The 25,318-nt window shown below is 69.0% G+C and carries 22 protein-coding genes; 21 read left to right on the top strand and 1 reads right to left on the bottom strand.

Annotated features, from left to right (window positions below):
• Positions 1–82: 82 nt before the first annotated feature.
• The 20 genes from EZE58_RS00655 (at position 83) to EZE58_RS00750 (ending at position 23,022) form a co-directional block, all read left to right on the top strand.
• Positions 83–547 carry a ribosome assembly cofactor RimP gene (locus tag EZE58_RS00655; protein ID WP_167559574.1) on the top strand — a complete coding sequence of 155 codons (465 nt, stop codon included), beginning with the start codon at positions 83–85 and terminating at the stop codon, positions 545–547.
• Positions 548–655: 108 nt separating this feature from the next.
• Complete coding sequence (nusA, locus tag EZE58_RS00660; protein ID WP_009378438.1) at positions 656–1,618, top strand: transcription termination factor NusA; 963 nt, start codon at positions 656–658, stop codon at positions 1,616–1,618.
• Positions 1,619–1,739: 121 nt separating this feature from the next.
• Positions 1,740–2,015, top strand: a complete 276-nt coding sequence (locus tag EZE58_RS00665; protein WP_095376484.1) for a YlxR family protein — start codon at positions 1,740–1,742, stop codon at positions 2,013–2,015.
• Positions 2,016–2,149: 134 nt separating this feature from the next.
• Complete coding sequence (infB, locus tag EZE58_RS00670) at positions 2,150–4,987, top strand: translation initiation factor IF-2 (protein ID WP_167559576.1); 2,838 nt, start codon at positions 2,150–2,152, stop codon at positions 4,985–4,987.
• 118 nt (positions 4,988–5,105) lie between these two features.
• On the top strand, positions 5,106–5,543 hold the full coding sequence (gene rbfA / locus EZE58_RS00675) for a 30S ribosome-binding factor RbfA (RefSeq protein WP_009378445.1): 438 nt from the start codon (positions 5,106–5,108) through the stop codon (positions 5,541–5,543).
• 205 nt (positions 5,544–5,748) lie between these two features.
• Positions 5,749–6,627 (top strand): hypothetical protein, encoded by an 879-nt coding sequence (locus EZE58_RS00680; RefSeq protein ID WP_009378447.1) that lies wholly within the window; start codon positions 5,749–5,751, stop codon positions 6,625–6,627.
• A gap of 4 nt (positions 6,628–6,631) precedes the next feature.
• Positions 6,632–7,558 carry a tRNA pseudouridine(55) synthase TruB gene (truB, locus tag EZE58_RS00685; protein ID WP_063249019.1) on the top strand — a complete coding sequence of 309 codons (927 nt, stop codon included), beginning with the start codon at positions 6,632–6,634 and terminating at the stop codon, positions 7,556–7,558.
• A gap of 151 nt (positions 7,559–7,709) precedes the next feature.
• Positions 7,710–8,648, top strand: coding sequence for a bifunctional riboflavin kinase/FAD synthetase (locus EZE58_RS00690; RefSeq protein WP_063249018.1), 939 nt, complete (start codon positions 7,710–7,712; stop codon positions 8,646–8,648).
• Positions 8,649–8,741: 93 nt separating this feature from the next.
• Complete coding sequence (gene rpsO, locus EZE58_RS00695) at positions 8,742–9,011, top strand: 30S ribosomal protein S15 (RefSeq protein WP_009378450.1); 270 nt, start codon at positions 8,742–8,744, stop codon at positions 9,009–9,011.
• Between the two features lie 289 nt (positions 9,012–9,300).
• Positions 9,301–11,532, top strand: coding sequence for a polyribonucleotide nucleotidyltransferase (locus tag EZE58_RS00700; RefSeq protein ID WP_144588282.1), 2,232 nt, complete (start codon positions 9,301–9,303; stop codon positions 11,530–11,532).
• A gap of 71 nt (positions 11,533–11,603) precedes the next feature.
• Positions 11,604–12,890 (top strand): pitrilysin family protein, encoded by a 1,287-nt coding sequence (locus EZE58_RS00705; protein ID WP_255249004.1) that lies wholly within the window; start codon positions 11,604–11,606, stop codon positions 12,888–12,890.
• 110 nt (positions 12,891–13,000) lie between these two features.
• Complete coding sequence (locus EZE58_RS00710) at positions 13,001–13,669, top strand: TetR/AcrR family transcriptional regulator (RefSeq protein WP_227007248.1); 669 nt, start codon at positions 13,001–13,003, stop codon at positions 13,667–13,669.
• A gap of 76 nt (positions 13,670–13,745) precedes the next feature.
• On the top strand, positions 13,746–14,921 hold the full coding sequence (locus EZE58_RS00715; protein WP_140955764.1) for a Glu/Leu/Phe/Val dehydrogenase dimerization domain-containing protein: 1,176 nt from the start codon (positions 13,746–13,748) through the stop codon (positions 14,919–14,921).
• A 7-nt stretch (positions 14,922–14,928) separates the two neighbouring features.
• Entirely contained in the window at positions 14,929–17,067 is a 2,139-nt protein-coding gene (locus tag EZE58_RS00720) for an acetate--CoA ligase family protein (RefSeq protein ID WP_167559578.1), read from the top strand.
• Positions 17,064–18,692: a thiamine pyrophosphate-dependent enzyme gene (locus tag EZE58_RS00725; protein ID WP_167559580.1), complete on the top strand. Its 1,629-nt coding sequence runs from the start codon at positions 17,064–17,066 to the stop codon at positions 18,690–18,692. The genes EZE58_RS00720 and EZE58_RS00725 overlap by 4 nt, the downstream gene beginning before the upstream one ends.
• A 115-nt stretch (positions 18,693–18,807) precedes the next feature.
• Complete coding sequence (locus tag EZE58_RS00730) at positions 18,808–19,974, top strand: acyl-CoA dehydrogenase family protein (protein WP_063249012.1); 1,167 nt, start codon at positions 18,808–18,810, stop codon at positions 19,972–19,974.
• 235 nt (positions 19,975–20,209) lie between these two features.
• A complete protein-coding gene (locus tag EZE58_RS00735; protein ID WP_009378466.1) occupies positions 20,210–20,836 on the top strand; it encodes a superoxide dismutase in 627 nt (208 codons plus the stop codon).
• Between the two features lie 238 nt (positions 20,837–21,074).
• Positions 21,075–21,617, top strand: coding sequence for a GNAT family N-acetyltransferase (locus EZE58_RS00740; protein WP_009378468.1), 543 nt, complete (start codon positions 21,075–21,077; stop codon positions 21,615–21,617).
• 215 nt (positions 21,618–21,832) lie between these two features.
• Positions 21,833–22,573, top strand: a complete 741-nt coding sequence (gene dapB, locus EZE58_RS00745) for a 4-hydroxy-tetrahydrodipicolinate reductase (protein ID WP_167559582.1) — start codon at positions 21,833–21,835, stop codon at positions 22,571–22,573.
• Positions 22,573–23,022 (top strand): hypothetical protein, encoded by a 450-nt coding sequence (locus EZE58_RS00750; protein ID WP_167559584.1) that lies wholly within the window; start codon positions 22,573–22,575, stop codon positions 23,020–23,022. The genes dapB and EZE58_RS00750 overlap by 1 nt, the downstream gene beginning before the upstream one ends.
• A gap of 59 nt (positions 23,023–23,081) precedes the next feature.
• Here the strand turns inward: EZE58_RS00750 and EZE58_RS00755 are convergent, their stop codons facing one another.
• Positions 23,082–24,332 (bottom strand): heparan-alpha-glucosaminide N-acetyltransferase domain-containing protein, encoded by a 1,251-nt coding sequence (locus EZE58_RS00755; protein ID WP_063249009.1) that lies wholly within the window; start codon positions 24,330–24,332, stop codon positions 23,082–23,084.
• Between the two features lie 56 nt (positions 24,333–24,388).
• Here EZE58_RS00755 and EZE58_RS00760 point away from each other — a divergent pair, with 56 nt between their 5' ends.
• Complete coding sequence (locus EZE58_RS00760) at positions 24,389–25,267, top strand: neutral zinc metallopeptidase (protein ID WP_063249008.1); 879 nt, start codon at positions 24,389–24,391, stop codon at positions 25,265–25,267.
• Positions 25,268–25,318 lie beyond the last annotated feature (51 nt).

Here is a 25,318-nt window from a genome sequence, read left to right on the forward strand (position 1 = left end):
GGCTCGGCGGCCCTCGGAAACGAGGGTGGGACGGCTCCCGATCGGTGTGGTCAGCAGTCGTCACGAGAGGAACGGAGAGAGCATGGACGAGGACGTCGCACGTATCGAGGCGCTGCTGAGGGAGCCCCTGGCCGAGGCCGGGTTCCACCTCGAGACCGTCAAGGCCGTCGCCGCGGGACAGCGGCGCACGCTCACGGTCGTCGTCGACCTCGACGAGTCGACCGCGGAGCCGATGTCGATGGACAAGATCGCTGAGTCCACGCGCATCGTCGGCGATGCCCTCGACTCCGTGGAGGTCTTCCGCGACAAGCCCTACCAGCTCGAGGTGACGAGCCCCGGAGCGACCCGGAAGCTCGAACAGCCGCGTCACTTCCGGCGGGCGCTCGGGCGCCGGCTCGAGGTGAGCACGAAGAAGGAGAGCTTCAAGCTCGACCTCGAGGAGGTCGCCGACGACGCGATCAGCGGCACCGACCCCGCCCGGCGGGAGAAGCGGTCGGTCGGCCTCAGCGACATCGTCAAGGCCCAGGTGGAGCTGAAGTTCCGGTGAGGGCAACTGCGATACACTGGTTCGCCTGATAAGTGAACACCGACAATTCAATGCGTCAGGCGGTCAGCGGCACGACCGCACCGCCTGGGGCCGGAGAGGATAAGGGCCATGGATATCGATCTCGATGTTCTGCGCGTCATCGAACGTGAGCGCGAGATTCCGTTCGACACTCTGATCGAACTCATCGAGCAGGCGCTCTTCCTTGCCTACCAGAAGACCGAGGGCGCGTGGCCCGATGCCCGTGCCGAACTCGACAAGTCCACCGGAGAGGTGCGCATCTGGGCGGTCGAATTCGACAACGACGACAATCCCATCGGCGAATTCGACGACACCCCCTCAGGCTTCGGACGCATCGCCGCGCAGACCGCGCGCCAGGTCATCCACCAGCGTCTGCGCGATGTCGAGGACGAAACCCTGCTCGGCTCCTTCAAGGGGCGGGAGGGAGAGATCGTCTCCGGCACCATCCAGCAGGGTCGGGACCCGCAGATGGTCCAGGTCGACCTCGGCGAGGTCGAAGCGGTGCTGCCCCCGCACGAGCAGGTGCCCGGCGAGGAGTACAAGCACGGCACCCGGCTGCGGGTCTACATCGCCGACGTCCACAAGGGACCCAAGGGCACCTCGGTGACCGTCTCACGCACCCACCCGAACCTCGTCCGCCGGCTCTTCGCCCTTGAGGCGCCCGAGATCGCCGACGGCACCGTCGAGATCGTCTCCCTCGCCCGAGAGGCGGGCCACCGCACGAAGCTCGCGGTCCGTGCGACGAAACCCGGGGTCAACGCCAAGGGCTCGTGCATCGGCGAACTCGGCTCCCGTGTGCGCGCGGTGATGAACGAGCTCGGGCAGGAGAAGATCGACATCGTCGACTACAGCGACGACCCGGCGAAGTTCGTCGCCCACGCCCTCTCCCCGGCGAAGGCCACCCGCGTCGACATCCTCGACGCCGGCAGCCAGGAGTCCCGGGCCGTGGTCCCGCGCGACCAGCTCTCGCTCGCGATCGGCAAGGAGGGCCAGAACGCGCGCCTGGCCGCGAAGCTCACCGGCTGGAAGATCGACATCGTCGCCGAGGACTGAGGGCGACCGCCTCGGCGAGGCGTGCTGCGGTCCCGACAAGGCGCCCGAACGCCTCGGCGTGATCCCGACCACGTTCGCCGGTGGCGGAACCGGGAATGGAAGTGCTGTAGAATTGTTGACTGTGAATGCTGGCAGTGCACCCCAACGGACGTGCATCGCCTGCAGGCAGACAGCGGATCGGGACGAGCTCATGCGCTTCGTGCATCGCCCCGACGAGCGGCCGGCCATCGTCCCCGACGTGTCGAAGACACTGCCGGGACGAGGGGCCTGGATGCACCCGGATGCGAAGTGCCTCGAGAAGGCGCGGACATCCGCTCCTTTCGCCCGAGCCTTTCGGACGAAGATCACCGCTTCGGACCTTCCGGAGCTGGACACCGAACCCAGACAGAACGGGTGAGCCAAGAATGGATGACAAGTAGTGAGTGTCGTGCGATGACACCCTCACCGGAATTCGAGAGAGCAGTGTAATGAGACCTGCTCTTCATTGATGAGGTTTCTTCCTGACCGGGAAGGAACCCGGACAGGAGAACTGTGGCAAAGCCCCGTGTCCATGAGCTCGCGAAAGAGCTCGGCACAACCAGCAAGATCGTCCTCGAGAAACTCAAGGACATGGGCGAATTCGTTTCGTCCGCCTCCTCGACGCTCGAAGCCCCCGTCGTGCGACGGGTGAAGGAGGCATTCGCCGATTCCGCGCCTGCCGGCGGCAAGGCCGGAGGCGATTCGACCAAGAAGCCGGCTGCGAAGCCCGGAAAGGCCGCGGCCAAGCCCGGCGCTCCGGCTGCCAAGCCGGCAGCGAAGCCCGGCGCCAAGCCGGCGGCGAAGTCCGAGTCCGCTGCCAAGCCGGCGGCGAAGTCGGCACCCAAGCCTGCCGCGAAGCCTGCGGCCGAGGCGCCCGCCCCGGCGGCTGACGAAGCCCCGGCACGTCCGGCGGCTCCGAAGCCCGCAGCAGCCCCGAAGCCGGGTGCGGCCAAGCCCGGTGCCCCGAAGCCCGGCGGTCGTCAGGGCGGTGCGGGCAGCGCTCGTCCCGGCAACAACCCCTTCGCTCCCTCGCAGGGCATGCCGAAGCCCGGTGGACGCTCAGGTGCCCCGAAGCCCGGCGGCCGCCAGGGCGGTCAGGGCGGTGCGCGTCCCGGCAACAACCCGTTCGCGAACTCGCAGGGCATGCCCAAGCCCGGCCAGCGTCCTCCGCGCCCCAGCGGTGAGGCAGGCGCAGCCGGTCCTCGGCCCGGCGCCCCCCGCCCCAACCCGTCGATGATGAAGAACTCCGCGCTCAACAAGCCCGCTCCGGGCCGAGGACGCGGAGGCGGCCGCGGCAACGCTCCCGCCGGTGGACCCGGCGGTCCCGCCGGCGCACCCGGCGGCGCTCCGGCAGGACGTCGCGGACCGGGCGGAGGCCCGGGCGGCGGTCGCGGTTCGGGTCGCGGTCGCGGCAGCACCCAGGGTGCGTTCGGCCGCGGCGGCGGTCCCCGCCAGAAGGGCCGGAAGTCGAAGCGGGCCAAGCGCGCCGAGCTCGAGCAGATGCAGGCACCGTCGATCGGCGGTGTCACGGTTCCGCGCGGCGACGGCGAGACGCCGCTGCGCCTGCGCCGCGGCTCGTCGCTGGCCGACTTCGCCGAGAAGATCAACACCGACCCGACGAACCTCGTCACGGTGCTCTTCCACCTCGGCGAGATGGCGACGATCACCCAGTCCCTCGACGAGGACACCTTCCAGGTGCTCGGTGAGGAGCTCGGCTACAAGATCGAGATCGTCTCACCCGAGGACGAGGACCGTGAGCTGCTCGAGACCTTCGACATCGACCTCGATGCGGAAGCCGCCGAGGAGGACGACGACGATCTCGTCGCCCGCCCGCCGGTCGTCACCGTCATGGGTCACGTCGACCACGGTAAGACGAAGCTGCTCGACGCGATCCGCTCGGCCAACGTCGTCGCCCGTGAGGCCGGCGGCATCACCCAGCACATCGGTGCCTACCAGGTCGAGGTCGAGCACGAGGGCTCCGAGCGTCGCATCACCTTCCTCGACACCCCGGGTCACGAGGCGTTCACCGCCATGCGTGCCCGCGGTGCGAAGTCGACGGACCTCGCGATCCTCGTGGTCGCCGCCGACGACGGTGTGATGCCGCAGACGATCGAAGCGCTCAACCACGCTCAGGCGGCGGATGTGCCGATCGTCGTGGCGGTGAACAAGATCGACAAGGACGGCGCCAACCCGGCCAAGGTGATGCAGCAGCTCACCGAGTACAACCTCGTGGCCGAGGAGTACGGCGGCGACACGATGTTCGTCCCGATCTCCGCGCTCAAGCGCGAGGGCATCGACGAGCTCCTCGAGTCGGTCCTGCTCACCACGGACGCCGCGCTCGACCTGCGGGCGAACCCGAACAAGGCAGCCCGCGGCATCGCGATCGAAGCGAAGCTCGACAAGGGCCGCGGCGCCGTCGCGACCGTCCTCGTCGAGTCGGGCACGCTGCGCCAGGGCGATGCGATCGTCTGCGGCACCGCGTTCGGCCGTGTGCGTGCGATGTTCGACGAGAACGGCAACTCCGTCTCCGAGGCGGGACCCTCGCGTCCCGTCCAGGTGCTCGGACTCTCCTCGGTCCCGCGCGCCGGCGACTCGTTCATCTCCACCGATGACGACCGCACCGCACGCCAGATCGCGGAGAAGCGCGACGCCATCGAGCGCAACGCCGCCCAGGCCCGCGGCCGCAAGCGGATCAGCCTCGAGGACTTCACCAAGGCACTCGCCGAGGGCAAGGTCGACATGCTCAACCTCATCCTCAAGGGCGATGTCTCCGGTGCCGTCGAAGCGCTCGAGGACTCGCTGCTCAAGATCGACGTCGGCGACGAGGTCGACCTCCGGATCATCCACCGCGGCGTCGGTGCGATCACGGAGAACGACATCAACCTCGCCACCGTCGACAACGCGATCGTCATCGGCTTCAACGTCCGACCCGAGGCCAAGGCCCGCGACCTGGCCGACCGCGAAGGCGTCGACGTGCGCTACTACTCGGTCATCTACCAGGCGATCGACGACATCGAGAACTCGCTCAAGGGCATGCTCAAGCCCGAGTTCGAAGAGGTCCAGACGGGCTCGGCGGAGATCCGCGAGGTCTTCCGGTCCTCGAAGTTCGGCAACATCGCCGGTTCGATCGTCCGCGACGGGGTCATCACGAGGAACTCGGCGGCGCGGGTCACCCGCGACGGCGTGGTCATCGGCGACAACCTCAAGGTCGAATCGCTGCGGCGGTTCAAGGACGATGCGACCGAGGTCCGCGAAGGCTACGAGTGCGGCATCGGACTCGGCAGCTTCAACGACCTCAAGGTCGGCGACATCATCGAGACCTTCGAGATGCGCGAGAAGCCGCGCGACTGACGCTCTCGTGAGCTGATTGGCCAAGCGGCCGGTGCGATCACGCACCGGCCGCTTCGCTCCTTATAGACTTCTTCCCAGCACTCACCGGCACCCGACCGGCCACGACAAAGGACACCACATGGCAGACGCAACCCGCGCACGCAAGATCGCCGACCAGATCAAGGTCATCGTCGCGAGCACGATCGAACGCAGGCTCAAGGACCCCCGGCTCGGCTTCGTCACCGTCACCGATGTCCGCGTCACCGGCGACCTCCAGCACGCGACGATCTTCTACACCGTCTACGGTGACGGCGCCGACCTCGAGTCGACGGCCAAGGCGCTCGAATCCGCGAAGGGCTTCATCCGCTCCGAGGTCGGCAAGGGTCTGACGATCCGGCTGACCCCGAGCCTCGAGTTCATCGCCGACGCCGTCCCCGAGGAGGCGCTGCGCCTCGACAACCTCCTCGCCCGAGCGGCCGCCGACGACGCGCGCATCGCCGATCTCAAGAAGGATGCGAAGCCCGCCGGCGACGCCGACCCGTACAAGCGGTCCGAGGTCGAGTCCGACGAGTCCTGAGACATCCGCCGAGGTGAGGGCGGGCGGTCCCGGCGCCGACCCGTGTGCCGCACCCTCGCCGAGGCGGTACCCGGGTGGGGGAGCGGAAGCGACCTTGCTCACGATGGGCAGAAAAATCCTGCGTAACAGTTTTGTTATCTTTCCGCGATGCCCTAGACTTTTTCGGGTAACGATCTGATTACGACTCTGTTAAGGGATTTCTGCATTGGGTAAGCACTCTTCACCAAAGCCCGGCTTCGCCAAGCAACTGATCCGGGACCTCGCTCCCGCGGCCAAGCGCTCGACCGGTCGGCACTCGGCTGAGGCCCCCTCGACGGCCACGTCCGTGCTCGCCACGGTCAAGCAGCGGCCCGTCGTCGCAGCGATCGCCGTGCCGGCCGCCGCGACGGCCGCCGTCGTCGGTTCGAGCGTCGTCATGGGACCCCCGCAGACCGGGGAAGTGACGACCGAGGCCGCGAGCACCTCGCAGCAGCAGGAGGCGCCCGCCTCCACCGGCGTGAGCCAGGAGGAGATCGACGCACAGCGCGAGAAGGCCGGCAAGGAGTACATCGAAGAGGTCAAGAAGGACCCGAAGTACAAGAACAAGACCTCCTCGAAGACCACCCTCAACGTCAAGACCCCGAAGCCGAAGCCGACCCAGGAGTCGAGCGCGCAGGCCTCGAAGAGCGCGTCGGGCTCGAAGGGCGAGGAGAAGTCGGAGTCGAAGGGCGGCGGCAGCACCCCGTCGGGCGTCGAGACGCCGCCGTGCAAGGTCTCGTCCTCGATCGAGTCGGGTCTCCTGCCCAACGCCGTCAACGGCTACCGTGCCGTGTGCGCGAAGTTCCCCGAGGTCAAGACCTTCGGCGGCCGTCGCCCCGGCACCGGCTCGGACCACAACACCGGCGAAGCCGTCGACATCATGATCGCCGGCTCGACCGGCGACCGCATCTCCGAGTACCTCATCAAGAATGCGAAGGCGCTCAACGTCAAGTACGTCATCTTCGAGAAGCGCATCTGGATGCCCGGCCGCGGCTGGAAGTCGATGGAGGACCGCGGTTCGGCGACGCAGAACCACATGGACCACGTCCACGCCTCGTTCAACTGACCAGGTGAGCGAGACTTCCCCGCAGGGCATCCTCGTCTGCGACAAACCGCAGGGGCTGTCCTCCCACGCCGTCGTCTCCCGCATCCGCCGCTGGTACGGCACCCGCAAGGTCGGCCACGCCGGCACCCTCGACCCCATGGCCACCGGCGTCCTCGTCCTCGGCCTCGGTCGGGGAACGAAGCTGCTCGGCCACATCACCGGGGTGTCGAAGACCTACGCAGCGACGATCCGCCTCGGCGCCGGCACCCCGACCGACGACGCCGACTCCGAACCGGACGTCTTCGCGGACCCCGCGCGCCTGGCTGCGGTCACGGACGCCGACATCGCCTCCGGGGTCACCGCCCTGCGCGGGCCCATCGACCAGGTCCCGAGCGCCGTCTCGGCGATCAAGGTCGACGGCAAGCGCTCGTATGCGCGCGTGAGGGCGGGCGAGGACGTCGTCCTCGAACCCCGCCGAGTCGAGGTGACGCAGTTCGACGTCCTCGAGACCCGGCGGGACAGTGCCGGTGGCGGACACATCGACCTCGACGTCGTCGTCGACTGCTCCTCGGGAACGTACATCCGGGCCCTTGCCCGCGACCTCGGTGCGGGCCTCGGGGTCCACGGTCATCTCACGGCACTGCGCCGCACTCGGGTCGGGCCCTTCGATCTCCAGGGCGCCGTGACGATCCCCGACGACCTCGACACCCCCGCCCCGCCGCTCATCCCGCTCGCCGAGGCGGCCTCCCAGCTGCTCCCGACCGTGACCGTCGATGCGGCCGGGGCGAGGGACCTCATGCAGGGCAAGTCCCTGGCCGGACCGTGGACGACGACCGGGGTCGACGGCAGCGACGTCGCCGTGACCAGTGACGGCGAACTCGTCTCCGTCGCCGAGGTCCGCGCAGACGGCAGCCTCAAGTCCCGCACGGCCTTCGCCATCGGCCTCGCCTGAGCCGCCGCGGGGCGTTGCGAACAGACCGATCGGGCGGAAACCGACTCGCTGCGGCCGCTCCGCGCGCATGCAGGGCCCCGCTGAGGACCGGTTCGCACGCGTCATCCCACTGCGATACTCTGAGTCGGTGCACGGAAGGAGCAGCGCTCGAGTGGAGATCTATCACGGGCTGGACGAGGTCCCGCAGGACGGCATCGGCACCGTCATCACCCTGGGCAACTTCGACGGCGTCCACCGTGGCCACCAGACCGTGCTGCGCGCCGTCGCCGCCGAGGCTGACGAGCACTCCCTGCGGTCGGTCGCGATGACCTTCGACCCGCACCCGCGCACCGTCCACCAGCCCGAGACGCCGACGCAGATGATCACGAGTGTGCGCCAGAAGTCGCAGCTCATCGCTGAGACCGGCATCGACGCCCTCTTCATCCAGCCCTACGATCTCGACTTCGCCGCTCAGACCCCTGAGGAGTTCGTCTCCCGCTACTTCGTCGACGGCCTCGACTGCCGGTGCGTCGTCGTCGGCGACGACGTCCGCTTCGGCCACGACAACGCCGGGACCATCGAGACCCTGCGCCGCCTCGGCGAGGAGTTCGGGTTCACCACCGTGACGATCGACGAGGTCGGACGCGGGGGACGGTACTCGTCGTCGCGGATCCGTGACCAGATCATCTCAGGCGATGTCGCCGAGGCGGCTGATCAGCTCGGCCGCTACCACCGGGTCGAGGGCACCGTCGTCCACGGCGACGCCCGCGGACGCGATCTCGGCTTCCCGACGGCGAACCTCTCCGCCGACGGCGAGGGCCTCATCCCCGCTGACGGCGTCTACGCGGGCTGGGCGAGCTTCGAGGGGGAGGACCACCCGTTCCCCGCCGCGATCTCGGTCGGCACGAACCCGACCTTCGAGGGCTGCGACCGTCGGGTCGAGGCCTATGTGCTCGACAAGGAGTTCGGGGAGTTCGACGTCTACGACCGGCACATGGTCCTCGAGTTCGTCGCCCGCATCCGCGGTCAGGTCGCCTTCTCCGGCCTCGACGACCTCATCGCGCAGATGCACGAGGACATCGCTGATGTGCGCGAGGTGCTCCACACCTGATAAGCTGATCTCTGCCGTTTTCACCGGCCGCGGTCCCATAGGGCTGGAACAGACAGGTTCCGGCGCCGCGCAACGATACGTCAGGAGAACTCCATGGCTCTCGATACTGCCACCAAGCAGGAGATCATCAAGGAATACGCGACTCACGAGGGCGACACCGGTTCTCCCGAGGTTCAGGTTGCCCTGCTCACCCGCCGGATCACCGATCTCACCGAGCACTTCAAGGACCACAAGCACGACCACCACTCGCGTCGCGGCCTGCTGCTCCTCGTCGGCCAGCGCCGTCGTCTGCTCAAGTACCTGCAGGCGGTCGACATCGAGCGCTACCGCTCGCTCATCAAGCGCCTCGGTCTGCGCCGCTGATCGCATCCGATCTCGTCCAACGCCCCGCCCTCACCGGCGGGGCGTTCGTCGTCTCCGGGCCTGGGAGTCGTCTCCGGGCCTGGGAGCAGGCTCACTGGCCGTCATCGGCGTCTGCTGTAGACTGACCGGCGGACGCCCATGGACGTTTCGGTCCTCGGTAGTGGCCTCCGGAGGGAACCTTCCGTGGGCCCCGATCGATGACCGGCCCTGATTCCATGGCGTCTTCCACACTGTCCGCCGACAGGGCGAGCACCCGTCGCCCGGACTCGGCACCGAACAAGGAGATCACGTGGGAACCACCCCTGAATCCACGGTCGCAACGATCGACAACGGTCGCTTCGGCACGCACACCATCCGCTTCGAGACCGGTCGCCTGGCCAAGCAGGCCGCCGGCTCCGCCGTCGCCTATCTCGACGACGACACCATGCTGCTGTCGGCCACGACGGCCGGTAAGAACCCCCGCGAGGGCTTCGACTTCTTCCCGCTCACCGTCGACGTCGAAGAGCGCATGTACGCCGCCGGCCGCATCCCCGGCTCGTTCTTCCGCCGCGAGGGCCGTCCCTCGACCGATGCGATCCTCACGTGCCGCCTCATCGACCGCCCGCTGCGCCCGTCCTTCGTCAAGGGCCTGCGCAACGAGGTCCAGGTCGTCGTCACCGTGATGTCGATCAACCCCGACCACATCTACGACGCCCTGGCCATCAACGCCGCGTCGATGTCGACCCAGCTCTCGGGTCTGCCGTTCTCCGGCCCCATCGGCGGTGTCCGCATCGCCCTCATCGACGGCCAGTGGGTCGCGTTCCCGAACTTCTCGCAGCTCGACGACGCCGTCTTCGACATGGTCGTCGCCGGTCGCATGGTCGGTGACGACGTCGCCATCATGATGGTCGAGGCCGAGGCCACCGACCAGGCCCTCGACCTCGTCAAGACCGGGGCCAAGGCCCCCACCGAAGAGGTCGTGGCCGAGGGGCTCGAGGCCGCAAAGCCCTTCATCGCCGAACTCTGCCGCGCCCAGCAGGAGCTCGCCGACCTCGCCGCGAAGCCGACCGTCGAGTTCCCCGTCTTCCGCGACTACCAGGACGACGTCTTCGAGGCCGTCAAGGACCTCGCCGAGGCGAAGCAGACCGAGAACTTCCAGATCGCCGACAAGCAGGAGCGCGAAGCCGCGGGCGAAGAGCTCCTCGCTGAGCTCTTCGACAAGCTCGGAGAGCGCTTCGAGGGCCGTGAGAAGGAGATCGCGGCGGCTCTCAACGCGCTGACGAAGCAGATCGTGCGCAAGCGCATCCTCACCGAGCAGATCCGCATCGACGGTCGTGGGCTCAAGGACATCCGTCCGCTCTCGGCCGAGGTCGACGTCATCCCGCGCGTCCACGGCTCCGCTCTCTTCCAGCGCGGTGAGACCCAGATCCTCGGCATCACGACGCTCAACATGCTCAAGCTCGAGCAGCAGATCGACTCGCTGTCCCCGGTGACCTCGAAGCGCTACATGCATCACTACAACTTCCCGCCCTACTCGACCGGTGAGACCGGCCGTGTGGGCAGCCCGAAGCGCCGCGAGATCGGTCACGGCGCCCTCGCCGAGCGCGCGCTGGCTCCGGTCCTGCCCTCCCGTGAGGACTTCCCGTACGCGATCCGTCAGGTCTCCGAGGCCCTCGGCTCGAACGGGTCGACCTCGATGGGCTCGGTCTGCGCCTCGACCCTGTCGATGCTCTCGGCCGGTGTGCCCCTGCGCGCGCCTGTCGCCGGCATCGCCATGGGCCTCGTCTCCGACGTCATCTCCACCGACCAGGGCGAGCAGACCGCGTACGCGGCACTCACCGACATCCTCGGTGCCGAGGACGCCTTCGGCGACATGGACTTCAAGGTCGCCGGCACCCGTGACTTCGTCACCGCGATCCAGCTCGACACGAAGCTCGACGGTCTGCCCTCCTCGGTGCTCACTGCCGCCCTCAAGCAGGCCCGCGAGGCCCGCATGGTCATCCTCGACGTCATGGCCGAGGCCATCGACGCCCCGGGTGAGATGGCGGCGACCGCCCCGCGGATCATCTCGGTGAACATCCCGGTCGACAAGATCGGCGAGGTCATCGGCCCCAAGGGCAAGATGATCAACCAGATCCAGGAGGACACCGGTGCCGACATCAGCATCGAGGACGACGGCACCGTGCTTATCGGCGCGACCGACGGCACCTCCGCCGAGGCGGCCCGGTCGATGATCAACGCGATCGCCAACCCGCAGGTCCCCGAGGTCGGCGAACGCTACCTCGGCACCGTGGTCAAGACGATGAGCTTCGGCGCATTCGTCTCGCTCACCCCGGGCAAGGACGGCCTCCTGCACATCTCCGAGCTGCGCAAGCTCAACGACGGCAAGCGCGTCGAGGACGTCGAGGACGTCGTCGGCGTGGGCCAGAAGGTCCAGGTCGAGATCACGAAGATCGACGACCGCGGCAAGCTCTCGCTCGCTCCCGTCGTCGACGGTGAGGACGAGGACGCCGAGGGATCGGATGAGGAGTCGGAGAACTGATCTCCCAGTCTGCCCACACCGGGGAGGACGCACCGATCGCTCGGTCCGTCCTCCCCGGTGGTCTCACGGTCATCACCGAGCACATGCCCGGTCTCGCCTCGGAGACCATCGGCATCTGGGTCGCAGCGGGCTCCCGCGACGAATCCGCGGACACCGCCGGATCGACCCACTTCCTCGAGCACATGCTCTTCAAAGGCACCTCGACGAAGGACGCCCTGGCCATCGCCGCCGCCTTCGACCGCACCGGCGGGGACTCGAACGCGATCACGGCGAAGGAATTCACCTGCTACTACTCGCGGTGCCTCGTCACCGACCTGCCCGACATCACCGCGCTCCTGCTCGACATGGTCTCGGACTCCACCCTCGAGAGCGCCGAGTTCGAGCGTGAGCGCGGCGTCATCATCGAAGAGCTCGCCATGGCCGCCGACGATCCCGGCGATGTCCTCTTCGAGGACTTCGACACCCTCGTCTTCGGCGACCACCCCCTCGCCCGCCCGGTGGGCGCGACGAAGGAGCAGATCCGCGTCCTCGGACACCACACCCTCCTCGACCACTACGCGTCGACGTACGTGCCCCGCCGGCTCATCATCGCCGCCGCCGGGGGAGCCGACCACGCCGAGGTCGTCGGAATGGTCGAGCGGGCGCTGGCCGAGACCGGGGCCTTCGCCACGACCGTCGCCCGGGACGCGGAGACGACCGACCGCCTCGGCGGGGCGCAGATCCTCACCCCGGGGACCGTCGGGGGCGGACATCCCCACGCTGCCGCCTCGGCGCGGACCCGGCCGGACTTCCTCACCGGACGCTCTCACACGGCCAAGGACACCGAGCAGCTGGGGATGCTGCTCGGATGCGAGGGGCTGCCCGAGGGCCACCCGGACCGGTTCGTCTATTCGGTCCTGCTCACCCTCCTCGGGGGCGGGATGTCGTCGCGGCTGTTCCAGAGCATCCGCGAGGAGCGGGGGCTGGCCTACGCGGTCAACACCACCGCCAGCCAATTCACCGACACCGGGACGTTCGGGATCTATGCCGGATGCAGCCCCGAGAACGGGCAGGCCGTCCTCGACCTCGCGCTGAGCGAATGGGACCGTCTCGCGCAGCACGCGCCGAGTCGCAGCGAACTCGACGAGATCGTCTCCCAGCTCTCGGGCTCGATGGTCCTCGGACTCGAATCCTCGGCGGCGCGGATGAATCGCCTCGCTCGGGCCGAGATCTTCGGGATCCCCATCGAACCTCCGCTCGACCTCATCGAGCGCATCCGCTCCGTCACCCCGGAGCAGGTGAGCGGCATGGCCGGACAGCTGCTCGGCCAGCCCAAGGCGCTCTCCCTCGTCGGACCTCCCACCGACGTCGCGATCTGAGCAGACCGTCCCGCGCCTGAACGACCGTTGAGTACGATGGACGCTCATGGGGCACTCCGCCCCGCTACCGGACGGCAGCGTCCGGGACTGGGCAAGGATCCGTCGAGGGGATGGCAATGGGCCGGAAGCGGGCATCGGTGCGCCGGGAGGAGATCCTCGCGGCGACCGTCGACGAGATCGAGGCGACCGGACTGCGTGCGCTGCGCGTCGCCGACGTCGCCGGGCGCCTCGGCCTGAGCGCGAGCCTCGTCATCTACCACTTCCAGACGAAGGAGGCCCTCGTCGCGGCCGCCTTCGCCCACGCCGGCGAGTCCGACCTCAACCGCGCCCGCGAGATCGTCGACACCGACGCCCCGGCGACGGCACGACTGTCCGACCTCCTCGCGTGGTACCTGCCCAGCGGGTCGACGCGGGCGTGGACGATCTGGATGGACGCGTGGTCCTCGGCGCTCTTCGATGCGGAGATCCAGAGCACGCTCACCGTCCTCGACCGGGAATGGCAGGACGTCTTCGCCAGAGTCATCGCCGACGGCGTCGCCACCGGGGAGTTCGCCCTGGACGGCGAGGACCCGGGGGAGCCTGCCGCGGTCGCGGCGACCCGGCTGCTCGCCTACCTCGACGGCCTCTCCGTCCGCCTCATGGTCGGCCCGGGAGAGGAGGAGCGGGCGACGATGCTCGCGTGGGTCGAGGAGTTCGCTGACACCCTCCTCGCCCGCGATGCCACGTCCGCGGCACCGGGCGGCAGAGCACCCGGGGAATCACTCCCACCGCACTCTTGACGCACGGTCCTCCGGCGCGTCAGACTGGGTCTCAGACGTTACTGAACCGCGGTTCAGTTAAAGACTCGGAGGCCCCATGTTCTTGGACATCACCTGGCAGGATCCCGTCACCGGCACCCACGGATTCGTCGTCATCGACACGCTCGTGCGGGGAAGCGCGTCCGGCGGGCTGCGGATGCGGGAGGGCTGCACCCTCGAGGAGGTCCGCGGTCTCGCCGAAGGGATGACCCGCAAGGAGGCGATCCACCTCGTGCCCGGCCGACGCTACGTCCCGCTTGGGGGCGCGAAGGGCGGCATCGACTTCGACCCGCGCGCCGAGGGTGCCACGGACGTCCTCGAGCGCTTCCTCGTCGCCGTCAACCCGATCATGCGGGCGTACTGGGCGCTCGGTGAGGACCTCGGGGTGCGCCAGGACGACATCGACGAGATCCTCGAGCGCCGGGCCCTCGGCAGCGGACTCGCCGCCGTCGAGAAGCTCATGGACGATCCCGAGGACTCCGCCAGGCGCTCGCTCGCCGCATTCGACACCGTCGTCGACGGCATGCCCCAGGACGAGCTCGTCGGCGGGCTCGGCGTCGCCACCGCGGCGCTCACCGCACTTGCGGCCGACGGACGCTCCCCGGAGGGGGCGACCGCGGTCATCCAGGGGTTCGGGTCGATGGGCGGGGCCACCGCCCGCTTCCTCGCCGAGGCGGGGGTCCGGGTCGTCGGCATCGCCGATGCCGACGGCTTCGTCTCCAACCCCGAGGGCCTCGACGTCGAGACCCTGCTCGCGACCCGGGACCCCTTCGGCGGGGTCTCCCGAGACGCCCTGCGCCCCGGCGACCAGGTCGGCGACCGCGACGACTGGCTCGCCGCCGACGCCGACATCCTCATCCCTGCCGCCGTGAGCTATGCGATCACCCCGGAGAACGCGGGACGGATCACAGCGAAGTACATCGTCGAGGCCGCGAACATGCCCGTCCTGCCCGAGGCGGAGGAGCTGCTCGCCGCGCGCGGTGTGGTCGTCGTTCCCGACTTCCTCGCGAACTCCGCGACCAACGCGTGGTGGTGGTGGGTCGCATTCGGCGACATCGACGGCAGCTGGGAGCAGAGCCGGGAGATCATCACCGACACCCTCGGGGCGCTGACGAGCGAGGTCCTCTCCACGGCGAAGGACGAGGGCATCAGCCCGCGCGCCGCCGCGCAGCGGAAGGTCGACGCGAACCTCGTCGAGCTCGAGGCTGTCACAGCTTCAGCGGGCGGGAGGTAGGTCCGACGTGGACGAGTTCTTCGATCCGCGCAGCGTCGCCGTCCTCGGGGCCTCGAACGACCCCGCGAAGTGGGGGTTCTGGCTCGCCGCCGGAGCGCTGACCGGAGCGGAACGGCGCCGGGTCTTCCTCGTCAATGCGCGCGCAACCTCGATCCAGGGGGAGCGGACGTGGGCACGACTGCGCGACCTGCCCGAAGTGCCCGAACTCCTCGTCGTCTCCATCCCCGGCACCGCCGTGGCGGGCGTCGTCACCGAGGCGCTCGACCTCGGCGTGCGCGCCTTCCTCATCATCTCGACCCGGGTTCCGCAGGCGGAGGAGCTCGCCGAGGCGATCACCGCGGCCGGCGCCCGTCTCATCGGACCCGGGTCGCTCGGGCTCGTCGACTCCGCCAACGAGCTCCTCCTCGCGTGGGGGCACTTCACCCCGGGATCGCTCGCCGTGGTCACCCAGAGCGGACAGCTCGGTTCGGAGATCGCCACGCTCTCGGCGCGCAGCGGACTCGGCATCTCCCGGTTCGCTTCGATCGGCGGACAGTCAGACGTCCGCGCCGCAGAGATCCTCGATTCCCTCGTCGACGATCCGGACACGAGCCAGGTCGCGCTCTACCTCGAATCCTTCACCGGGGGCACGGCCCTCGTGGCGGCGATGCAGCGCCTGCGGGCGGCAGGGAAGCCGACGATGATCCTCACCACCGGGGCGTCGAATGCGGGACAGCGACTCGCGCGCTCGCACACGGGCTCGCTCACCTCGGCGATCGATGCCGTCGACGCCGCGTGCCGGAAGGCCGGCGCGATCCGCCTCGCTTCGCCCTCGGAGATCGTCGAACTCGCCGGCTTCTTCGCCTCGTCGTGGCTGCCCGGCGGGCGTCGGGTCGGCATCGTCTCCGACTCCGGCGGTCAAGGGGCGATCGCCGCGGACATCGCCGAACTTCACGGGCTCACCGTCGACCCCGTAGCCGAGCCCGTGCGCGCCCGCGTCGAGGCGCTCCTACCCGAGGCCGGGCACGTCGAGAACCCCGTCGACCTCGACGGGGCAGGAGAGTCGGACCTCGGCATCTACGTCCGCGTCGTGCGCGAACTCCTCGCCGACGAGCGCGTCGACGCCGTCGTCCTCAGCGGCTACTTCGGGTGCTACGGGGAGAACACCCCCGAGCTCCTCGAGGCGGAGCTGGCCGAGGTCGAGGAGCTCGGCCGGGCGGCGATGGAGCACCGCAAGCCGCTGCTCGTCCATTCGATGAGTGCGGACTCCCAGGCCGTGGCCGACATGTGGGCCCGCGCCGTGCCCTGCTACCGGTCGATCGACACGACGATGCGGGTGCTCTCCCGCGCCGCCTTCTACTCCTCCCATGCGGGGCGGATCGCCGAGGCGTTCGAGCTCTCGGGCACCGTCACCCCGTGGGGCCGCGGGTACTCGGCGGCGCGCGAGACGATCATCTCCGCAGGTGTTGAGGTGCCCCGTGCCGTGACCGTGGCCGAGGGTGATGACCTCGCCGAGGCGGTCGGTGCCGCCGAGCTCACCCCGCCGTTCGTCCTCAAGGCGGGGTGGCCTGCGCACAAGACCGAGGTCGGGGGCATCGCCCTGGGCCTGCGGGATCTCGCCGCACTCGAGGCAGCGCACAAGGACATGGTCTCCCGCCTCGGCGCCGGCGAGTACATCGTCGAGGAGATGGACGGACGCAATCACGTCGTCGAGATCCTCGTCGGCGGGCGGCAGGACGAGAACTTCGGGCCGATCGTCATGGTCGGGGCCGGCGGCACGGAGACCGAGCTCTACAACGACACCCGGCTCGAGCTCGCCCCGGTCTCGCGCGCGGAGGCCCACGACATGCTCACCCAGCTCACGTGCTACCGCCTGCTCCAGGGCTGGCGGGGCCGGCCGGCGGCCGACGTCGAGAGCCTCGTCGACGTCGTCGTCTCCGTCTCCCGGCTCATCGCCGGGAACAACGAGATCGCCGAGGTCGAGATCAACCCCGTCCGCGTCGCCGAATCCGGCGCCATCGCCGTCGATGCCCTCGTCCTCACCGCGACCGGAGACGACGCCGAGGCGACCGGAGAGGACGCCGAGGCGGGCAGCGAGGACGCCGCCTCCACGGCGGCGGCTCCCGTCCACCGCACGAACGACGTTTCAGAGGAGATGCGAGCATGACCGAACTCACCGGCGGCGGCCACCTGGCCAAGGCACTGGCGGCCGAGGGCGTCACCCGCGTCTTCGGCATCCCCGGCACCCACAACCTCGAGGTCTTTGCGCAGCTGAGCGCCGAGGGCATCGACATCGTCTCCCCGCGCCACGAGCAGGGGGCGGGGTACATGGCCGACGGTGCGGCCCGGACCACCGGCGACATCGCGGTCGTCGTCACCACCACGGGCCCAGCCGTGCTCAACGCGCTCACCGCGCTGCTCCAGTCGTTCACCGACTCCGTCCCCGTCCTCCTCATCGGCCCCGGCATGCCGCTGACCCACCCCGGCCGCGGCACCGGACTCCTCCACGAGGTGCGCAACCAGGCGCTCGCGATCGAGGCGATCCTCGGTGACAGCCACCGGGTGACGAGCGTGCCCGAGGTCTCCCTCGCCGTCGGTCAGGCGCTCACCGTGATGCGCTCGGGACGGCCGCGGCCGGCGTTCATCGAGATCCCCCTCGACCTCATCGAGGCGAGCGGCCCCGGCGTCCTCCACCCGTCCGTGACCCGTCCGCTGCCGCAGGTGAGCGTGTCCGCGATCGAGTCCGCCGCCGAGGCGCTCGCCGACTCCCAGCATCCTCTCCTCATCGTCGGGGCCGGGGCCCACGGGGCGGGGGAGGAGGTCATCGACCTCGCCGAGGCGCTCGGGGCGGGGATCGTCCTCTCGTCGAACGCGAAGGGCGCCGTCGCCGATGACCATCCGGTCGTGCTCGGGGCGATCGGGTTCCTCCCGGAGCTGCCGGAGATCCTCGGGCAGGCCGACGCCGTCGTCGCGATCGGCACCGAACTCGCGCCGAGCGACTTCTGGCCCCAGCCACTGCCCCTGCCCGGCACCGTCGTGCGCATCGACATCGACGAGATGCAGATGCTGAGGAACGCCGTCGTCACCCACCCGATCGTCGCCGATGCCAAGGAGGCGACCGCCGCACTGACGGCCCAGGCGGGAAGGGTGCGCGAGGCGGGGTCGACGGACGCAGCACGGTCGTGGCGGGTCGGACTCAGGGACGAGGCGATCGCCGCCGCCTGTGAGGGCGCGCCCTGGGCGCCGCTGTGCGAGGGGCTCAACGCATTCACCGCGCTCTCGGAGTCGCCCGTGGTCATCGCCGCGGATTCGACGATGGCCTGCTACTACGGCGTGCAGACCGGGTGGCGGGCCAGACACGGCGACCGTTTCCTCTATCCCGCCGGTGCCGGCACCCTCGGCTACGGGCTGCCCGCGGGGATCGGGGCGAAGATCGCAGCCCCCGAGTCGCGTGTCATCGCCGTCGAAGGCGACGGCGGGTCGATGTTCACGATCGCCGAGCTCTCCGCCGCAGTCCAGGCGCAGGTTTCGCTCACCCTCGTCATCGTCGACAACGGCGGCTATGGGGAGATCCGCAATGAGATGGCCGACAGGGGCGACGTCCCGTCCGGCGTCGTCCTCACCGCCCTCGACTTCCCGGCGCTCGCGACGGCGATGGGTGCCCACGGCGTCCACGTCGAGAGTGCCGAGGAGCTCGCCGCCGCCCTCGCCGAGGCGGTCGAGCGTCCCGGTCCCACCCTCATCCACCTGTTCGAGGACTCCCGCGCCGCCGCGGACATGCTCGGACCCTGACCCGTACCGGCTGACCCTGACCCGCAACGACCGACCCTGACCCAAGGCGACCCACCCCGGCCGACCCCGACCCCACGATCGACCGCCCGCCGACCGGGCGAGACGAAGGAGAACCATGAGCTACACCCCCTGGCCGCTCAGCGACGAGCAGCGCGACGTCATCGACCTCTGCCGGTCCTTCGCCGCCGAGGAGATCCGACCCGCTGCCCGCGCCGTCGACGAGGCCGACACCGAGTCCCCGGTCGGCATCTTCCGGGCTGCTGCGAAGGTCGGGATCACCGACTTCATGATCCCCGAGGAGTACGGAGGCGGCGGATTCACCGACGTCTTCACCCAGTGCCTCGTCCAGGAGCAGCTGTGCTTCGGGGACCCTGGCATCGGGAACTTCGTATGCTCGAACGGCTTCTTCGCCGACCCGATCCTCGCGCTCGGCACACCCGAGCAGAAGGAGGCGTGGCTGCGGCCGCTGACCGGCGACGACCCGAAATTCACAGCACTGGCGACGACGGAACCGGGGTCGGGGTCGGACTCGGCGTCGATCATCACCCGCGCCGACCGTGCCGACGGCGGCTATGTCCTCAACGGGCAGAAGGCATGGATCTCCAATGCCGGCCTCGCCGACTTCTACGTCGTCTTCGCCAAGACCGACCCCGCCCAGCGCTCCCGCGGCGTCACCGCGTTCCTGCTCGAGAAGGACACCCCGGGCATGGAGTTCGGGGCGCCCATGAAGAAGATGGGGCAGCGGGCTATCGTCTGCCGGGAGATCTTCCTCTCCGACGCCTTCGTTCCCGAGGCCAACCGCCTCGGCGGGGAGGGAGAGGGCTTCTACGGGCTCATGCGCACCTTCGACATCTCCCGCGTCGTCCTCGGGGCGGCGGCACTCGGGACCGCGCGGGCCGCGTACGAGTACGCGCGTGACTATGCGCGGGAGCGCACCCAGTTCGGCAAGGCGATCATCGACCATCAGGCGGTGGCGTTCCGGCTCGCGGATATGTCCGCCCGCATCGACGCGGCGTGGCTGCAGGTGCTCAATGCGGCGCGGATGATCGACGCTGGGTCCGCGGTGCCGCGTCAGCGGGTGACCGCCTCGGCGGCGATGGCGAAGCTGAACGCCTCGGAGACGGCGATGTTCTGCACGTGGGCGGCGGTCCAGACGCTCGGGGGCTGGGGCTACTCGCGCGAGCACCCGGTCGAGCAGTGGATGCGCGATGCCAAGCTCGAGGAGATCGAGGAGGGCACGAGCGACATCATGCGCGTGCTCATCTCCCGCAACCTCGTGTGAGGCGCGGCAGCGGGCCTCACACGGGTGGGGGCCGAGATCCGGCACAGGTGGGGTTGTGCCCGCGCACGAGCGGGGCAGAAGGCGTCGAGCGACGACTCGACGCGCGACGATCATTTCTCGTGAGAACCGGAATAGCGCGGTCGATGGGTGTGTTGTTCGAGATGAGGCCCTGATATAGGGTCGAAAATGAAGCCGCCGGACCAGGCGGGCATCAATTCTCTTCAGGAGGAATCACATGGCTGAGCAGTACACGCTTCCGGAACTGCCCTACGACTACTCCGCTCTCGAGCCGCACATCTCGGCTCGCATCATGGAGCTGCATCACGACAAGCACCACGCGACCTACGTCAAGGGCGCGAACACCGCGGTCGAGCAGATCGCCGAGGCGCGCGAATCCGGCAACCTCGCGAACCTGCCCAAGCTCATCCGTGACCTCTCGTTCAACCTCGGCGGTCACGTCAACCACTCGATCTTCTGGCAGAACATGTCCCCGGACGGCGGCGACAAGCCCGTCGGCGAGCTCGCTGCCGCGATCGACGACCAGTTCGGCTCGTTCGACAAGTTCCGCGAGGTCTTCACGACCGCTGCGACGACGATCCAGGGCTCGGGTTGGGCCGTGCTCGTCTACGATCAGCTCGGCGGCAACCTCTTCGTCGAACAGCTCCACGACCAGCAGTCGGACATCCAGCAGGGCGGAACCCCGATCCTCCAGCTCGACATGTGGGAGCACGCGTTCTACCTCGACTACCAGAACGTCAAGCCGGACTACGTCAAGGCCTGGTGGAACATCGTCAACTGGGAGGACGCCGGTGCCCGCTTCGACCGCGCGGTCAACCAGACCAAGGGTCTGCTCCTCGGCTGAGGCCCTTCTGATCTGAGCGCTCGCCCCGACCGGGTATGAGGTGGGTGGCGATCACGCTCGCGCGACGGCTCGGACTCCATGGCGGAGTCCGAGCCGTCGTCGTGTCTGCGGAGCACCAGCGGCACCATCGCGGTCTGCCCGCACACATTCGAGCAACCCTCCGGGGCGTTCAACAACCCAGCGTGAGGTTGCCGAGTGCCCGGAGGGTGGCTGGAGTCGACACCGCTAGGGTGAGACCATGACCGTGCACGTGAGATCGTGGTCGACGGACGACGCCGAGGCGCTCGTCGACATCTACGCGAACGCCGACGCTGAGCTGCGATCGAATATCCCCGACGACCGCGGAATCTCCGGGGCCCGCGAATGGCTCGACCGCGTGCTCGCTGCGAAAGCCGACGGTACCGGGTGGGCGCTCGCAATCGTCGAAGCCGACGGCGACCTTTTCGGCAATGTCATGGCCTCATGCATCGAACAGCGGCATTCGACGGCGTGGATCTCGTACTGGCTCACCGCCTCGGCGCGCGGTCGCGGGCTTGCATCGTCGGCGTTGCGCACCCTCGTCGATGTCGCCCATGACGAGCTCGACGTCTACCGCCTCGAACTCGGCTACCGGGTGAACAATCCCGCGTCGGCCGCTGTCGCACGGGCTGCCGGGTTCCTCGTCGAAGGCCGGGAACGCGAGAAGCTGCTCTATGACGGCGTCCGCTTCGACACTGAGGTGTGCGCCCGCCTCTCCGGCGATCCGCGGTCACCGGGTCGCCGCCTCCCGGTTCGGCAGTGACGCAACGTCGCGGTTGCTGAGTGTGCTGCTCGTGTCGACCCCGCCATCCGAGCAACCCTCCGGGGCGCTCAGCAACCCAGCGTGAGGTTGCCGAGTGCCCGGAAGGTGGCTGAGCGCGGCTCGATCGCTGACAACGGCACCGAACCCGAGTCGCTAGACTGTCCTGCGGACGAATGCGTCCGGACACAGCAGGTTCTCAGAGGGAGTGAGCGCACATGAAGGTCGCCGTCATCGGAGCACACGGGCGCATGGGTGCGCAGGCCGTCGAGGCAGTCAAGGACGCCGACGGGCTCGACCTCGTCGCCGCGCTCGGCAGCTCCGACTCGCTCGAAACGCTCACCGACCTCGATGTCGACGTCGCCGTCGAGCTCACCGTGCCCAAGGCGACCGAGGACAACGTCCGCTTCCTCGTCGAGCACGACATCGACACCGTCGTCGGCACCACCGGTTGGGACGCGGACCGGCTCGACCGCCTCCGCGACCTCCTCGCCGACCACCCTGACACCGCCGTGCTCATCGCCCCGAACTTCTCGATCGGCGCGGTGCTGGCGATGCGCTTCGCCGAGGTGGCCGCCCCCTACTTCGATTCCGCCGAGGTCGTCGAGATCCACCATCCCCGCAAGCTCGACGCCCCCTCCGGCACGGCCGTGCACACCGCCCAGCGGATCGCCGCTGCCAGGAAGGCCGCCGACCTGCCAGCCGTTCCCGACGCCACCGACTCCGATCCTGACGGTGCGCGCGGAGCGGTCATCGACGGCATCCACGTCCACGCCATCCGCCAGCTCGGCATGACCGCCTCCGAGGAGATCCACTTCGGTGCGGCAGGGGAGGCCCTGACGATCCGCACGGACTCGTTCTCCACCTCGGCGTTCATGCCGGGCATCATCACCGCGGTCCGCGCGATCGGGGACCGCACCGGGCTCATCCACGGCCTCGAGAACATGCTCGACCTCTGATGTCGAAGGCGAAGATCGGAGCGATCGTCGTCTCCGTCCTCCTGGCGTTCTACTTCGTCATCATGGGTCAGCGGGCGTGGATCCTCATCCGCGAACCCGACCTCGTCCCCAAGCTCATGGGGGTGTCGCTCTTCGTCCTGCCCGTCGTCGGTGCCTGGGCGCTCATCATGGAGCTCCTCTTCGGTGCGCGCATGGAGAAGCTTGCTCGGATCCTCGAAGCCGAGGGCGGCCTGCCCGTCGACGACCTGCCCCGCACGCCGGGCGGCCGGATCGTCCAGGAGGCCGCCGACGAAGCCTTCGCCCAGTACCAGTCGGAGGCCGAGGCCGCACCCGAGGACTGGCGCTCATGGTTCCGTCTCTCGTGTGCCTACGACGCGAGCGGCGACCGCAGGCGAGCCCGGTCGACGATGCGCAAGGCGATCACGATGGAGCGGACTGGCCGGGCCTGAAGCCTGCGCGTCGGGACTGACGTCTGCACGGAGGTTTCCGAGGGCTCAGGCCTCGCGGCTCAGACTCCGCCGGACCCCTCGCGGGACTCCTCTCGCTCCGGTCGTTTCGGACTGACCGCTTTGACGAGCGAGGCGATCACCCCTTCGAGCGGTCCGCGCGGGCTGACGAAGAGCTTCCACACGATCGCGAAGACGATGAAGCTCACCGCATGGATGGCGTACTCCGTCGTCAGCTTGACGGGGTCGCCCGACTCGACCATCGGCGCGGGCTGGAAGTACGGGTGCGTGATCTCGACGAGGATGACGTGAGCGGCGTAGACCGTCAGCGGCATCGACCCCGGTGCGCTGAGGGGAGCGAGGAGCCATGACCGCCTACCCAGCAGAATCGCGGCGGCCTGGCAGACGGCGATCGCCGCAAGCGAAGTGCCGGCGGTGGAGATGAGGTCGAAGGGCGTGGCCGAATGCGGTCCCGCGATCGCCAGCCACCACCATGAGTCCGGCGGGGTGACGCCGTAGCTGTTGACGTACAGCGCCGCTGTCAGGTCGGCGCCGCTGGCCGCGGCGACGGCTTCGAGCTCCTGCAGGCCGCCGGCGACGTTGAGGAGCAGCCACGACGCTCCGCGGCCGATGAGGAAGAGCGCGACTCCTGCGACGAACAGCGCAGTGAGGTGCTTGCCGATGTCGATCTTCGCCACCGCCATGCCGAGGAGGATGTACGCCATCCATTGGAGGATCGGATAGTACCCGGTGAGGACGAGTTCGAGTGCCGCGTTCTCCAGGGATCCGAGGTCGGTCCACGACATCGGCAGGTATGAGGGCTCCAGGCCGAAGCTGCTTCGCAGCCACATCGAGACGATCGGGCTGACCACCATCCATACGCCGGCGAGCGTGAACAGCGCCCAGGCCCGCAGGCGGAGGAAGAGGAGGGCGATGCCGAACATCACCCCGTAGTTGACGAGGATGACGGCGAGGTTCGTCGTGATCGCACCGAGGAACAGGCCGATGACGATGATCGAGGCCGCTCGGACGAGCACACCCGGCGCGACGTCGCGCAGACGCCCGGTCGCAGCCAGCGTGCTCCGCGTCGAGAGCACCAGCGAACACCCCGCGAGCACCGCGAAGAGCGCCGAGGCCCGACCGGAGAAGACCGTCGCCCACGTCGGCATCGCCTCATCGGTGAGGGGGAAGATGTGCGTGATCATCATCGTCAGCAGCGCGAGTCCGCGGGCGGCATCGAGGCCGACGAGGCGACCGTGGGGGCTCAGGCGGGCGAGGATCCCCGCCGAGGTGGTCGCCGGTTGAGTGCTCATGGAACGATTCTCACATGGTTGCCCAGATATCAGGGCACGTTGGGTATCTTATTGCCATGACCTTCAACCCGAACGCTGACATCAGCACCAACCGGACGAGCCGCCGCGGCCGGAATACGGCGATCGCCGGAGGCGGTGTCGGTGTGGTCGGCCTCCTCGTCTTCCTCATCGGTCCCCTCCTCGGCGTCGACCTCACAGGGCTCATGGGCAGCACGATGCTCGACAGCGGCGAGCAGCAGGGAACCTCGAACGAAGCGGCGATGCTCCAGTGCGACACCGGCGAGGACGCCAACCGCTCGACCGACTGCCGGATGGCCGGCGCACAGGTCGTCCTCGACGACTACTGGGCGCAGAATGTCGAAGGGTACACCCCGCCGCGCCTGACGATCGTCGACGGTCAGACACCCACCCAGTGCGGCACAGCCTCGAACGCGGTCGGCCCCTTCTACTGCCCACCCGAGCGCGGGGTCTACATCGACCCGTCGTTCTTCGACGTCATGCGCCAGCAGTTCGGCGCCTCCGCCGACGACCTCGCGCAGCTCTACATCGTCGGGCACGAGTGGGGCCACCACATCCAGAACATCACCGGCACGATGGAGAAGTACCCGAACAACGGCACCGGACCGGAGAGCAACGGTGTGCGCACGGAGCTTCAGGCCGACTGCTACGCCGGAGCGTGGCTCGGCGACGTCACCACGCTCACCGACGACAACGGCACTCCGTACCTCGAGCCGCCGACGCAGAAGCAGCTCGACGACGCCCTCAACGCGGCATTCGTCGTCGGCGACGACTACATCCAACAGCAGTCGGGCTTCGTCAACCCCGAAAGCTTCACGCACGGCACGAGCGAGCAGCGTCAGCGCTGGTTCACCAGCGGCTACAACGAGGGCCTCGGCAGCTGCGACGCGTTCGCCGTACCCGGCAGCCAGCTCTGACCGTTTCCCGAAGCAGACCCTGACCGTGCGGCGAGCCCGCCCTGACCGCGC

Source organism: Brevibacterium sp. LS14, assembly GCF_012027885.1.
GTDB lineage: Bacteria > Actinomycetota > Actinomycetes > Actinomycetales > Brevibacteriaceae > Brevibacterium > Brevibacterium casei.

Bases quoted from the DNA above. Each gene is read 5' to 3' on its own strand.
- EZE58_RS00655 (WP_167559574.1), top strand. From the start codon at position 83: ATGGACGAGGACGTCGCACGTATCGAGGCGCTGCTGAGGGAGCCCCTG.
- nusA (WP_009378438.1), top strand. From the start codon at position 656: ATGGATATCGATCTCGATGTTCTGCGCGTCATCGAACGTGAGCGCGAG.
- rbfA (WP_009378445.1), top strand. From the start codon at position 5,106: ATGGCAGACGCAACCCGCGCACGCAAGATCGCCGACCAGATCAAGGTC.
- rpsO (WP_009378450.1), top strand. From the start codon at position 8,742: ATGGCTCTCGATACTGCCACCAAGCAGGAGATCATCAAGGAATACGCG.
- EZE58_RS00710 (WP_227007248.1), top strand. From the start codon at position 13,001: ATGGCAATGGGCCGGAAGCGGGCATCGGTGCGCCGGGAGGAGATCCTC.
- EZE58_RS00715 (WP_140955764.1), top strand. From the start codon at position 13,746: ATGTTCTTGGACATCACCTGGCAGGATCCCGTCACCGGCACCCACGGA.
- EZE58_RS00725 (WP_167559580.1), top strand. From the start codon at position 17,064: ATGACCGAACTCACCGGCGGCGGCCACCTGGCCAAGGCACTGGCGGCC.
- EZE58_RS00730 (WP_063249012.1), top strand. From the start codon at position 18,808: ATGAGCTACACCCCCTGGCCGCTCAGCGACGAGCAGCGCGACGTCATC.
- EZE58_RS00735 (WP_009378466.1), top strand. From the start codon at position 20,210: ATGGCTGAGCAGTACACGCTTCCGGAACTGCCCTACGACTACTCCGCT.
- EZE58_RS00740 (WP_009378468.1), top strand. From the start codon at position 21,075: ATGACCGTGCACGTGAGATCGTGGTCGACGGACGACGCCGAGGCGCTC.
- dapB (WP_167559582.1), top strand. From the start codon at position 21,833: ATGAAGGTCGCCGTCATCGGAGCACACGGGCGCATGGGTGCGCAGGCC.
- EZE58_RS00750 (WP_167559584.1), top strand. From the start codon at position 22,573: ATGTCGAAGGCGAAGATCGGAGCGATCGTCGTCTCCGTCCTCCTGGCG.
- EZE58_RS00755 (WP_063249009.1), bottom strand. From the start codon at position 24,332: ATGAGCACTCAACCGGCGACCACCTCGGCGGGGATCCTCGCCCGCCTG.
- EZE58_RS00760 (WP_063249008.1), top strand. From the start codon at position 24,389: ATGACCTTCAACCCGAACGCTGACATCAGCACCAACCGGACGAGCCGC.